The sequence below is a fragment of the Centipeda flueggei ATCC 43531 genome (genome assembly GCF_000160695.1).
In the GTDB taxonomy this organism is placed as follows: Bacteria; Bacillota; Negativicutes; order Selenomonadales; family Selenomonadaceae; genus Centipeda; species Centipeda flueggei.
On the sequence record NZ_GG694007.1, the window covers coordinates 85,381 to 97,173 of the forward strand.

The window sequence follows — 11,793 nt, forward strand, 5'->3', positions numbered from 1 at the left end:
TATTATCATAGCCTTGCATTTTTTTCAAATTAAATTCTTTTTTGGTGTTGACAATCTTCTGAAGTTTTACTATACTAAGGATAGTTAAGGAGATGTTAGAGTGGCAGGCTGATTCAGGACAGGCTGCCCCCATGTGATCCGTAAGCACATGGTGTATCTCCTTCGGGGATTTCCCACCGTGTTGACCGACGGTTGTTGGAGAGGGACACGGGATGCACCTCGCTGGCTGAGTGAGGAAGCAGCCGCAGCGTCCACGACGGACTGGGAGGAGATTCCGATGGGTTACTGACTGGCCGCAAAGGTCTGCACCGTGCACCCCGACCCGGTGGGTCGGACGGGGATGCCGAGCGAAGGTGCGGCAGGGAATGCGGCAGCCCGCATGGGGTGGGCACAAGAGGGCATGGATTAGCGCATGACAAGGAGGACATCCCCGGTGACAGCGGGGGGGCAGGATGTGCGCACAGAGAACATGTCGTGGTAGTTTCTCAGCGTTTTTGCCGGAAAGTTCCGCATCTCATGCTAGCGGCGATGTGGAATGAAGCATGGATCGTTTGAACGAAAAGAGTTACCTATCACTTCCCGTATTTTCCTCAGAACCGCCGATGCGTGACGAGAAAGCGCGTCGGCGGTTTTGTTCTGCCCTCTGCACGTGCCGCCGATAGTGCCAGACGCATACACGTCCCGAATCAGCACTCATTGATATGTTATTTTTGCTATTTTTGATTTACGTGCTATAATACAGATGTTTTTCATTTTTCATTGAGTAAGGTGGTATTGGCATGACACACTCCGAAAACGAGTTCATGCAGCACGAACTGCGGCTCCCTGAGCTGACGGTGCGCGGCATGATCCTCGGCGCAATCCTCACCATCATCTTTACCGCATCAAACGTCTACCTCGGCCTCAAGGTCGGTCTGACGTTCTCCTCCGCCATTCCGGCGGCGGTCATCTCGATGGCGGTGCTCAAGATGGCAAAGGATGCAAACATCCTCGAGAACAACATGGTGCAGACACAGGCATCGGCAGCAGGTACGCTGTCCGCCATCATCTTCATCATCCCGGGCATGCTCATGATCGGCTACTGGCAGGACTTTGAGTTCTGGCAGACGCTCGTCGTCTCTGCCTGCGGCGGCTGCCTCGGGGTCCTCTTCACCATCCCGCTGCGGCGTGCGATGGTTGTCCACAGCGACCTTGCCTACCCGGAGGGCGTCGCTGCGGCGGAGATCCTGAAGGTCGGCTCGCATGCGGACAGCCGCGAGCAGCACGGCTCTGGACTGAAGGAGATTCTCTCGGGCAGTGCCGTTGCGGGCGTGATCGCTTTCCTCACGAATGGTCTGCAGGTGCTCGGCGGCAGCCTCTCCGCATGGTTCCACGTCGGACGCGGCATGACCCAGCTCCCGCTCGGCTACTCGTCGGCACTCGTCGGTGCGGGCTACCTCATCGGCATCACGAGCGGACTCGCGATGCTGATTGGTATCGCCATCGCGTGGGCGGGCTTCGTCCCCTACTTCACCATCACCGATGTCCTCCCCGACGGCATGACCCTGCAGAAATTCGCGGGTGCCGTCTATCAGCAGAAGGTGCGCCTCATCGGCGCCGGCGCAATGGGTGTCGCCGCCATCTGGACGCTGCTCTGCCTCGCGCGCCCCGTCATTGACGGCGTAAAGGAGTCCATCGCAGGCGCACGCGCAGACAGCGCAGAGCGCGGTCTACACCGCATGGACATCGATATGACGATGAAGAGCGTCGGGCTCGTCTTTGCCGTCACCGTCATCGGACTGCTCGCGATCTTCTACGCCTTCGTCAGCCCCGAGCAGATCCCGGGCAGTCAGAAAATCATCTTCACTCTCGTCGGCGTTGGCGTCGCCGTCCTCATGGGCTTCTTCGTTGCCGCCGCCTGCGCCTATATGGCAGGTCTCGTCGGCACATCCTCCAGCCCGATCTCGGGCATCGGCATCCTCGGCATCATCGTTGCATCGCTCGTCATGTACGCGCTGTGCTCCATGTTCGGCATCTTCGCGCTGCCGGGCGGCGAGAAATTTGCGACGGCGACCGCCATCTTTACCACGTCGATCATCCTCGCAATCGCCTGCATCTCGAATGACAATATGCAGGATCTCAAGACCGGCTATCTCGTCGGCGCAACGCCGTGGCGTCAGCAGGTCGCGCTCCTCATCGGCTGCGTGATCGGCGCGCTCGTCATCGCCCCCGTGCTCAACCTCCTCTATGAGGCGTATGGGTTCTCGGGCGCGCTGCCGCGTGCCGGCATGGATCCCGCGCAGGCACTCGCCGCACCGCAGGCAGTGCTCATGACGACCATCGCTCAGGGAATTTTCTCGCAGAAGCTCGCATGGGAGTACATCTACATCGGCATCGGGGTCGGCATCGTGCTCGTCCTCATCGACCTCTTCCTGCGCCGCTCGACGAAGAATCTCGCCATGCCGCCGCTCGCCGTCGGTATGGGCATCTACCTCCCGCCCGTCATCCAGACACCGCTCGTCGTCGGTGCGGTCCTCGGCTACTTCATCAACCGTCACCTGCGTCAGACGAAGGGGGAGGAGGCGGAGCGCGCAGGTCTGCGGCGCGGCACGCTCTTTGCCTCGGGGCTCATCGTCGGTGAGTCCATCATCGGCGTCCTCCTGGCAGGCATCATCGTCATCTCCGTCTCGAACGGCGGCAGCGAAAGCCCTCTCGCCGTCGTCGGTGCCGACTTTGCCGGCACTGCCGAGATGCTTGGGCTCCTCGTCTTCCTCGGCGTTCTCGTCCTCTTCAGCAAAGTCGTGCTGAGCGGGAAAAAGGAAGCATGAAATTTTTCGCAAAAGCGGAAACGCCATCGGCAAACATGACCGATGGCGTTTCTTTCAAACGAAGAATATTGCATCATCATCAAAGAGGTGAATGAGATGAATCTACGGGACGAATTTGAGCGCATCATGCGCGAACAGCGCGAGATCGCGCTCGCAACAACGACGGACGGGCTGCCGCATGTCCGCATTGTGAACTTCTACTATGCCCCCGAGGAACACTGCGTCTACTTCGCCACGTTCAAAGACAACGAGAAGGTCGTCGAGATCGCGGCAAATCCGAATATCGCATTCACTACCGTTCCGCACAACGGCACAAACGAACACGTCCGCGCGAGCGGACGCGCCGTGAAGTCTGCGCGCACCGTCTACGATCTCGCGGCACTCTTTGCCGCAAAGATCCCACGCTATCAGGAGACCATTGATGCTGTCGGCGACGACCTCATCCTCTACGAAATCTCGCTCAACACAGCGGTTGTCACCATCGACATGGAGCATATCGAGCGCATCCGGCTCTGAGAGTGGGCCGGCAATCGAGGCTGCCGCACGAAGTTTTATGACCTGCCCCCCAAAGGTTAGATGAGAAGATCGGCCTTTGGGGGGGCAGGTCATATTCCAATCGGAACAAATTAATCTTCATTTTTCAGCACGCCCGCATGCTGTAAAACTTTTTCTTTCACCGCACTCACATCGTCGATTTTTATGTATCGCTCGGGCGCCCACGCGACCGGGGATAAATGCTCGTTAAATGCATCGATTTTCTCGTCGTTGAAGATATTATTGACCGCGGTAAACTCCGTGCCGCCAAATACTTTGACAAAATCTTGATACGTCCCGCCGTCGATATCCGCGACATTATTTTCGGCATATATTTTCGAGTTTTTTCCGACGCCCAACGAATACGCATAACGGTATGCGCCGTTTTCATCGTCCGTTTGGTAGTAATTATTATACACGTGAACCTTGCCAAATCTCACTCTCGGTGCACGCTGAACCAAATTATGGAAGTAGTTATGATGCAGCGTCACATTCAGTTTCCCGTCATCCGCCGTTTTTGCATCGCTGTTCCCGATCAAAATCGCTTTATTATGCCGTTCAAAAACATTGTATGACATCGTGATGTCGTCCGCCTGATTTACGATATCGACCAAACCGTCCCGATGCTCGTATTCACGATGAAAATACGTTTCCGTCGGCTGCTGCGCATCCTCGAAATGACAATGATCGATCCAAATATGCGTGCCGCCACGGATCGTAATGCTGTCATACTGGGAATTCCAGCTGCCGTCCGGCCCATCGTTTGGATCCCACGACGGGAAAAAATCATACGGGGACTCAAACATGATATTTCGGATGATAACGTTATCCGCATCGAGGACTAAATCCACGCCCTTTAATTTCGCATGTTCAATCCCAATGATGCTCGTATTGGCGGGGACATGAACCATGATGTTTTTTTCCTGATTTTTTTGAGATTGTTTTCTCTTTTCTTCCTGCTCTTCTTTTCGGCTTTTCGGCGCATTACTATGCGGCGCATGCGACTCCAAATACTGCTGAAAATCATAGCCCTCCGCCATATAATCTTCCTTCGTCAGGTGCTTGCCATCCGCATCCGTATCGAAGTCAATCGTTCCGTAAATCATCAAAATCCTAGGTTCCGTGTTCTTTCGATTCCCCAATGCGGCAACAAACTCCTGCCTATTGGTCACGCGGAAGATATTGTCCTCTACGGCAGCAGCCCCGCCGGTCGTACCGCTGCCCTCTGCGGCAAATCCATCATTTTTAGCGAGCACCTCCCGGATAAAATCTGGTTTTTCCAATGGATTTTGTGCAATCAACAACATCCCACCGACTGCTGCGGCACATATAAATGCGAGAAGGGAAATTTCTTTTTTCATACCTTTATCCTTCCCTATTCCCGTTACCCATGCATGCGGACTATTCCGAAAAACAAAACACGGCAGGGCAGAAGCCTTACCGTGCTAGAGATTTATCTAAACGTTACTGTGCGCTCATCGAGAGTTCGATGAACTTGTTGCCGAGCTTGGCCTTCTGGAGGACTTCCTCGGTGATGTCCGCGCCCGCCTCGACGATGACGACGCCGTTGTCCATCTTGATGGTGCGCGTCGCCTTCTTGCCGAGGAGGAAGCGGCGATGACGATCCTCGTTTGCACGCTCTGCATTCTTGTCGTCGTCAGCTGTGGACTCCTCCTCTGCCGCAGGCTCTGCTGCAGGTTCCTCTGCGGGAGTCTCGGGAGCAGATTCCTCCGCTGCAGGCGCCTCCGCTGCAGGCGCCTCTGCCGCAGGTGCCGGTGCGGGCTCAGGTACAGCAGGTGCAGGAGCCGGCTCAGCCGCAGCGGGCTTTGCCACGGTTTCTTTTACAGCGGGTGCCGCCGGTGCAGACGCTGCGTCAGATTTTTTTCCTGCATCACCTTCCGGGGAGATCACCGTGACTTCCTTACCGAAGATCGCGACCTGATCTGCCGTGACCTCGGATGTCGATCCCTCAGGCGCAGTGATCTCGCATTTCTCGATGCTGCCGTCGTCACCGATGTAGATCTCTGTGATATTGCCCTGAATGACACCCGTGCGCGTGATCGCCTTTGTGCCGATGACGCGGATGTTGTCGTCGAGCAGGGTTTCAAAATCTCCCGCCGCATCGAGCGTGAGGATGTTCTCACTGTTGTTGATGGTGACTGCATCATCGCCGACGGCAATCACGTTATCATAGGGAATGAGCTTGACTCCGCGATACCAGTCCTCGTCCTCAATCGTGATCGCCGCCACGATACGGTTCGGCGCATCGATGAGGAGTGTCTTGCTCATGCCGAGCTCACGGCCCTCTGTGATGCTGATGACAGGAAGTCCCAGGATGTCAACGCTTTTCTTCATGTGTATTCCTCCATTTTACTAAAAATGTCAGGTGTTATTGCCCGTCCGCCTGCCGGTCAGCCGCAGCAAGCACGTCCTCCGGCACATCGCCGAAGGGGAGCGCAGGCGTCCCCCGCGCAGTGAGCATATCAGAAACGGCGCGCAGGATTTTGCGGGAGCGTTCAAACTCCTGCACCATGACGACGTTCTTTGCAATAATCGGCAGCGTCAGTGCCTCGTCAAGGAGGCCGAGCGCTGCAGCATAGTTCCCCAGCCGCTTGTAGAGCGTAGAGAGTTCGATGATGAGAAACGGCATATATGAGTTATTCGGATAGGATGAGAGGGCACGCCGATAGGCGGCGACGGCACGCAGCGGCTCCGTCTCAGCCGACTCATAGGCGATATCCAGCAGAGCCTCCAGGCTCTCAGGCAGGTTCTCTTCAACCGATGTTTTGCGCGGCAATATCGTCACAGACGCATCCAGACGCACCGGTGCGTCATCCGCTGTGTCCATGCACGTGTCGGTGCAGCATTTCTCAAGGATGAGCGGCTCATGCTCCGTCCGGCGCCGCGCCCGCGCCGCCATCAGGCGATTGTAGAGGGTAACGAGAAGCCCTGCTCCCGCGATCGCCCCTGCGATGCGCCAGTAGTAGGTCTGCATCAGTGACGGCAGGAGGAAGATCACTCCCGCAACGAGCACTGCACTGATGAGAACGGTGAGGACCAGCGAAGAACGCTGTATCTCTTGCAGCATCGCCGTGCCCCCTTCCTGCGGGTCTCTCCCTTCACGGCAATCTCCCATATCATATAGTCACTCTAAGACGCTTTCGACGCAAATAGGGAAAATCCTTCTCTCATATCCAAAATTTTGTGAAAAACAATAAAAACTTTTTTTGCAGGAGGGTTTTTTCGTGCGTATTTTTATAGTATAATAACCGTGATATTCGTTTGCGCGCGAACTTCAACAACGGATGCGCGCAAGGGGTCCTATGGTGATTTATTACATCGGATGGGAGAGGTTTTATATGACGCAGGAGACAGTAACCATCGAGAACAAGACGGGCATTCACGCGCGTCCCGCATCGGTTTTCGTTCAGACGGCGACGAAGTTCAAGTCCAAGATCCAGATCGAGGCAAAGGGCAAGAAGGTCGATGCCAAGAGCATTCTCATGCTGATGAGCATGGGGCTCGTGCAGGGCACGCAGATGAATATCATCGCCGAGGGTGAGGATGAGGCAGATGCCGTGAAGGCTCTTGCCGATCTCGTCAACTCGAAGTTCGGCGAGGAGTAAGACCATACGGAGGACGCCCGAGGGTACATATTCCTCGCGGCGTTTTTTCATCAGTCACCACAGAAAAATTTTCACTGTGCAGATTCCCATGGGGAAAGGGGATTGTTATGGCAGAAACCATCCGTGGAAAAGGCGTCATCTCCGGCATCGCTGTCGGACAGGTCCTGCTCGCTGGGCAGAACCTTGACGGCTACCTTGCCGCCTATAAACCAGGTACGGTGGACGAGGAGCAGGCAAAGGCGAATGAGGCAATCTCCGCCGTCACTGAGGTGCTGCTCTCAACCATCGACCGTCTGCGCAAAGAGGAGCAGACGGAGCAGGCCGCCATTCTCGAGGCGCACCGCATGATGGTGCAGGACCCCATGATGGCGGAGAACATCGCCGCCAAGATTGCCGCAACAGGCAGTGCCCCGCAAGGCATCCTCGACGCGGCGAACGAGCAGGCACAGCTCTTTGAGCAGATGGAGGACGAGTACTTCGCCGCGCGCGCGGTCGATCTGCGCGACGTGGGCAAGCGCATCGCGAAATACGTCCTCGGCGTCAAGGAGCCGGAGATCGGCTCCAGTCAGGTCATCCTCGTCGGCGAGGAGATCGAGCCGTCCGTCGTCGCAGGCATGCCCACCGAGCAGATCGCGGGCGTCATCCTCGGCTCGGGCAGCGCGACGAGCCACGTCGTCATCATCGCAAAGGCACGCGCCATCCCGACCGTCCTCGGCATCGGCGACAAGATCGACCTCATCCATGACGGCGACGAGGTCATCCTCGACGGCAGCCGCGGCGACATCGTCATCCGCCCGACGGAGGAGGAGCGCTCCCTCTACGAGACGAAGATCGAGGAGCAGAAAAAACTCGCGGCGCACTACGCCGCGCTCAAGGATCTCCCCGCTGTCACAAAGGACGGCGTGCGCGTCGAGCTGACGGCAAACATCGGCACGCACATGGACGTGGACAACGCGTTGACTTACGGTGCGGAGGGCGTCGGGCTGTTCCGCTCCGAGTTCATCTTCATGGGCTCGACAACGATCCCGACGGAAGAGGATCAGTTCAAGGCATACCGCGCCGCGGTCGAGAAATGCGGCGGCAACATCTGCGTCATACGCACGATGGACATCGGCGGCGACAAGCCCCTGCCCTATCTCAACATCGACCCGGAGGAGAACCCATTCCTCGGCTATCGCGCCCTGCGCATCAGCCTCGACCGGCACGACCTCTTCCTCCCGCAGATCAAGGCGATCCTGCGCGCCGGCCTCTACGGCAAGGCGGCGATGATGGTGCCGATGGTCATCAGCGTCAGCGAGATCCAGCGCGTGCAGAAGCTCGTCGAGCAGGCCAAGGTCGAGCTCGCCCACGAGGGCAAGGAGTACTCCGACGACGTACAGGTCGGCATCATGGTCGAGACCCCTGCCGCCGCTGTCGTCTCCTCACTCCTCGCACCGTACGTGGACTTCTTCAGCATCGGAACGAATGATCTCATCCAGTACACCCTCGCGGTCGACCGCGGCAACGCGCAGATCGCCCATCTCTACAACCCGTTCAATCCTGCCGTCCTGCGTCTCATCAAGCGCACAATCGAGAGTGCGCGCGAAGCGGGCATCTGGGTGGGCATGTGCGGCGAGATGGCAAGCGACCCGTACGCCGCCGTCCTCCTCCTCGGCATGGGCATCTCGGAGCTCTCCATGAGCGCGCCGTCCATTCCGCGCGTCAAGGAGATGATCCGCTCCGTCACCATGGAACAGGCAAAGCAGCTCCTCGACGATGTGATGAAGATGGAGCACGGCGTCGATATCCGCGCCTACATGCACAAGACGCTCGAGGCATCGGACGCCAGCGCGAAAATCTGAGGAATCGCTGATCCGTGATTCTCTGAAAATCTATGCAGACTAGGGGCTGTTGACGAAGTGACAAACTTCGTATCACAGCCCCTGTTTTGTGCCCCTTCCACCGCTCTCGCGGTCCCCCTTCCCCGTGATAGCGGGAAGGCTTTGGATAACGGCATAGCAGCTTCCCCCGCTTGCGGGGGAAGTGGCGAACGCAGTGAGCCGATGGGGGCAGCGCCCTTTTTCATGTGGAGGACATGATGACCCTATCCATCGACAGCACCGTCTGCGTCTCCTGCGGTATGTGCGCGGAGCGGCTGCCCGCCCTCTTTGCCATCGACCGCGCTGTGCGCTGTGCCCGCCTCCTGCGTCAGCCCGCCCCGACCGAGGAGGACGATGCCCTCGAAGCGGCAGAGGACTGTCCGACGGGTGCGATAGTTCTTTGTACGAAAGCCGTCTCTTTGTGACAGAATTTGTGATAAAATAAGACATATCATTTCGTGTCAGGGACAAAGGGGGACATATCATGACAGAGGTAACCAAATCACCGTTCGGCACGATGCCGGACGGGCGCGCGATCGAGCTCTATACACTGCGGAACGCACGCGGGACAACCGTCGCCGTCACGACCTATGGGGCGCGGCTCGTCTCGTTTGCGCGCGAGGTGAACGGCACACCGATCGACATCGTACTCGGCTATCGGAGCGGCGCGGACTACCTGCGCGACACAACGTCGATGGGCGGCGTTGTCGGACGACATGCAAACCGCATCGCGGACGGGCGCGTCACGGTCGGCGGACATACCTATCAGCTCGAGCAGAACTCCGGCTCACGCAAGCAGAACCACATCCACGGCGGAACGCATGGCCTGCACTACCACCTCTGGACGGCAGAGCCCGTCGCAGATGGCGTGGCGCTCACAGCGATCAGCCCCGAGGGAGAGGGCGGCTACCCCGGCAACCTCGAGGCGACTGTGACCTACCGCCTCACCGACGACGACGCGCTCATCCTCTCCTACCGCGCCGTGAGCGACGCAGACACCGTCTGCAACCTCACGAACCATGCCTACTTTAACCTCGACGGCACAGCCGCCCCCTCCGTCATGGAGCACACGGCGGAAATCTTCGCCGATGAATTTACATGGGCGGACGCCGAGTCCCTGCCCGACGGGCGCATCCTCCCCGTCGCGGACACGCCGATGGACTTCCGTGCGCCACATCGCATCGGCGAGCGCATCGACGCGGACTACGACGAGCTCCGCATGGCCGGCGGCTACGACCACAACTGGGTCCTGCGCGGCGATCCCGCCCCCGCGCCCTATGCCCATCTCAAAAAGGCAGCGCGCGTCACGAGCGCGCAGACAGGGCTCGCCCTCGACTGCTGGACGACCCAGCCGGGACTGCAGTTCTACACGGCAAACGCCCTCGGCAAGTCGCCCCTCGTCGGTAAGGGCGGTGCCCCCTACACACGGCGCAGTGCGTTCTGCCTTGAGACACAGTTCTTCCCGAACGCATTCGCGCATCCGCATTTCCCACAGCCCATCCTGCGTGAGGGCGAGGTCTGGACGGCGGAAACCGTCTACCGCCTGAGTGAGCTCTGAGCGGGCGTATTTCATCGTGAGACTGCTGCGCACCTTCTGCGCAGCAGTTTTTTGTACCTGCATAGTCCCTCATCCATAGAGATTCTTTATGTTGTGCGAGGTTTTTTCAATCGTTCATTTATACAAAATTGCTAGACTTTTCCTGGGCCGCGCGGTAAGATAGGAACAAGAGTTGTGCTTCAGTCACAAAAGCTAAGGGAGGATTGTAAATGAACATTCACGAGTACCAATCCAAGCAGGTTCTGCGCGAATTCGGCGTCAATGTCCCGAACGGACTGCCGGCGTTTACCGTCGATGAGGCGGTCGCGAACGCGGAGAAGCTCAGTACCCCCGTCATCGTCGTCAAGGCGCAGATCCACGCAGGCGGACGCGGCAAGGCAGGCGGCGTCAAGATCGCGAAGAACAAGGACGAGGTCCGCGCCTACGCGCAGGAGCTCCTCGGCAAGACACTCGTCACCCACCAGACCGGCCCCGAGGGCAAGGTTGTGAACCGCCTCCTCATCGAAGAAGGCTCAAAGATCAAAAAGGAATACTACCTCTCCTTCGTCGTTGACCGCCAGACGGCGAGCATCGTCATGATGGGCTCTGAGGAAGGCGGCGTGGAGATCGAGAAGGTCGCCGCCGAGTCCCCCGAGAAGATCATCAAGGAGTATATCGACCCCGTCATCGGGCTTGCCCCGTTCCAGGCGACACGCATGGCGTACGCCATCAATATCCCCGGCCCCGCGGTCCGCAAGGCGGCGGCGCTCATGCAGGGACTCTACGCCGCATTCATCGGCAAGGACTGCTCGCAGGTCGAGATTAACCCGCTCGTCGTCACCGAGGACGACGATGTGATCGCACTCGACGCGAAGCTCAACTTTGACGACAGTGCTCTCTTCCGTCACCCCGACATCGCGGAGCTGCGCGATGAGACCGAGGAGGATCCGAAGGAGCGCGAGGCAGCGGCCGCAGGGCTCAACTACGTCAACCTTGGCGGCGATGTTGCGTGCATGGTCAACGGCGCAGGCCTCGCCATGGCGACCGTCGACATCATCAAGCACTATGGCGGCGAGCCTGCGAACTTCCTCGATGTCGGCGGCGACTCCGAGCCCGAGAAGATCGCCAAAGCATTCAGCATCATGCTTGAGGGCGGTCAGGCAAAGGGCATCTTCGTCAACATCTTCGGCGGCATCAACCGCTGTGACAACATCGCCAACGGCATCATCGAGGCGGCAAAGATCATCTCGAAGGACGGGAAATCCCTCCCGGTTCCCGTTGTCGTCCGCCTCGAGGGTACGAAGGTCGAGGAGGGACGCGAGATCCTCAAGAATACGCCGATCGGCAACGTCTTCCCCGCACCCACGATGGAGGGCGGCGCAGAGCAGATCGTGAAACTCGTCGCACAGGCGAAGGCGTGAGAGAGGGAG

The 11,793-nt window shown here is 58.3% G+C and carries 10 protein-coding genes; 7 read left to right on the forward strand and 3 right to left on the reverse strand.

What is annotated here, in order from left to right:
* Positions 1–779: 779 nt before the first annotated feature.
* Both HMPREF0908_RS06035 and HMPREF0908_RS06040 read left to right on the forward strand, forming a co-directional pair.
* Positions 780–2,807, forward strand: coding sequence for an OPT family oligopeptide transporter (locus HMPREF0908_RS06035; protein ID WP_006690561.1), 2,028 nt, complete (start codon positions 780–782; stop codon positions 2,805–2,807).
* Positions 2,808–2,903: 96 nt separating this feature from the next.
* The gene (locus tag HMPREF0908_RS06040; protein WP_040572596.1) at positions 2,904–3,323 is read left to right on the forward strand and encodes a pyridoxamine 5'-phosphate oxidase family protein; all 420 of its coding nucleotides are present in this window, start codon (positions 2,904–2,906) and stop codon (positions 3,321–3,323) included.
* A gap of 110 nt (positions 3,324–3,433) precedes the next feature.
* On the opposite strand, the gene HMPREF0908_RS06045 is transcribed toward HMPREF0908_RS06040, so the two are convergent.
* The 3 genes from HMPREF0908_RS06045 to HMPREF0908_RS06055 all read right to left on the reverse strand — a co-directional run bounded on the left by HMPREF0908_RS06045 (position 3,434) and on the right by HMPREF0908_RS06055 (position 6,429).
* The gene (locus tag HMPREF0908_RS06045; RefSeq protein WP_006690563.1) at positions 3,434–4,702 is read right to left on the reverse strand and encodes a pectate lyase family protein; all 1,269 of its coding nucleotides are present in this window, start codon (positions 4,700–4,702) and stop codon (positions 3,434–3,436) included.
* A gap of 103 nt (positions 4,703–4,805) precedes the next feature.
* Positions 4,806–5,696: a PRC-barrel domain-containing protein gene (locus tag HMPREF0908_RS06050; RefSeq protein WP_006690564.1), complete on the reverse strand. Its 891-nt coding sequence runs from the start codon at positions 5,694–5,696 to the stop codon at positions 4,806–4,808.
* A gap of 34 nt (positions 5,697–5,730) precedes the next feature.
* Positions 5,731–6,429, reverse strand: a complete 699-nt coding sequence (locus HMPREF0908_RS06055) for a tetratricopeptide repeat protein (RefSeq protein ID WP_040572545.1) — start codon at positions 6,427–6,429, stop codon at positions 5,731–5,733.
* Between the two features lie 271 nt (positions 6,430–6,700).
* On the opposite strand from HMPREF0908_RS06055, the gene HMPREF0908_RS06060 reads away from it, so the two are divergent.
* From HMPREF0908_RS06060 to sucC, 5 genes are all read left to right on the forward strand, one after another.
* Positions 6,701–6,967, forward strand: coding sequence for an HPr family phosphocarrier protein (locus tag HMPREF0908_RS06060; protein ID WP_039981290.1), 267 nt, complete (start codon positions 6,701–6,703; stop codon positions 6,965–6,967).
* A 107-nt stretch (positions 6,968–7,074) separates the two neighbouring features.
* Entirely contained in the window at positions 7,075–8,808 is a 1,734-nt protein-coding gene (ptsP, locus tag HMPREF0908_RS06065; RefSeq protein WP_006690567.1) for a phosphoenolpyruvate--protein phosphotransferase, read from the forward strand.
* Positions 8,809–9,041: 233 nt separating this feature from the next.
* Entirely contained in the window at positions 9,042–9,251 is a 210-nt protein-coding gene (locus HMPREF0908_RS06070; RefSeq protein ID WP_006690568.1) for a ferredoxin, read from the forward strand.
* Between the two features lie 59 nt (positions 9,252–9,310).
* Complete coding sequence (locus HMPREF0908_RS06075; RefSeq protein WP_006690569.1) at positions 9,311–10,384, forward strand: aldose epimerase family protein; 1,074 nt, start codon at positions 9,311–9,313, stop codon at positions 10,382–10,384.
* Positions 10,385–10,593: 209 nt separating this feature from the next.
* Complete coding sequence (gene sucC / locus HMPREF0908_RS06080; protein ID WP_006690570.1) at positions 10,594–11,784, forward strand: ADP-forming succinate--CoA ligase subunit beta; 1,191 nt, start codon at positions 10,594–10,596, stop codon at positions 11,782–11,784.
* Positions 11,785–11,793 lie beyond the last annotated feature (9 nt).

Coding starts and splice junctions, on each gene's coding strand:
- HMPREF0908_RS06035 (WP_006690561.1), top strand. CDS start 780: ATGACACACTCCGAAAACGAGTTCATGCAGCACGAACTGCGGCTCCCT.
- HMPREF0908_RS06040 (WP_040572596.1), top strand. CDS start 2,904: ATGAATCTACGGGACGAATTTGAGCGCATCATGCGCGAACAGCGCGAG.
- HMPREF0908_RS06045 (WP_006690563.1), bottom strand. CDS start 4,702: ATGAAAAAAGAAATTTCCCTTCTCGCATTTATATGTGCCGCAGCAGTC.
- HMPREF0908_RS06050 (WP_006690564.1), bottom strand. CDS start 5,696: ATGAAGAAAAGCGTTGACATCCTGGGACTTCCTGTCATCAGCATCACA.
- HMPREF0908_RS06055 (WP_040572545.1), bottom strand. CDS start 6,429: ATGCTGCAAGAGATACAGCGTTCTTCGCTGGTCCTCACCGTTCTCATC.
- HMPREF0908_RS06060 (WP_039981290.1), top strand. CDS start 6,701: ATGACGCAGGAGACAGTAACCATCGAGAACAAGACGGGCATTCACGCG.
- ptsP (WP_006690567.1), top strand. CDS start 7,075: ATGGCAGAAACCATCCGTGGAAAAGGCGTCATCTCCGGCATCGCTGTC.
- HMPREF0908_RS06070 (WP_006690568.1), top strand. CDS start 9,042: ATGATGACCCTATCCATCGACAGCACCGTCTGCGTCTCCTGCGGTATG.
- HMPREF0908_RS06075 (WP_006690569.1), top strand. CDS start 9,311: ATGACAGAGGTAACCAAATCACCGTTCGGCACGATGCCGGACGGGCGC.
- sucC (WP_006690570.1), top strand. CDS start 10,594: ATGAACATTCACGAGTACCAATCCAAGCAGGTTCTGCGCGAATTCGGC.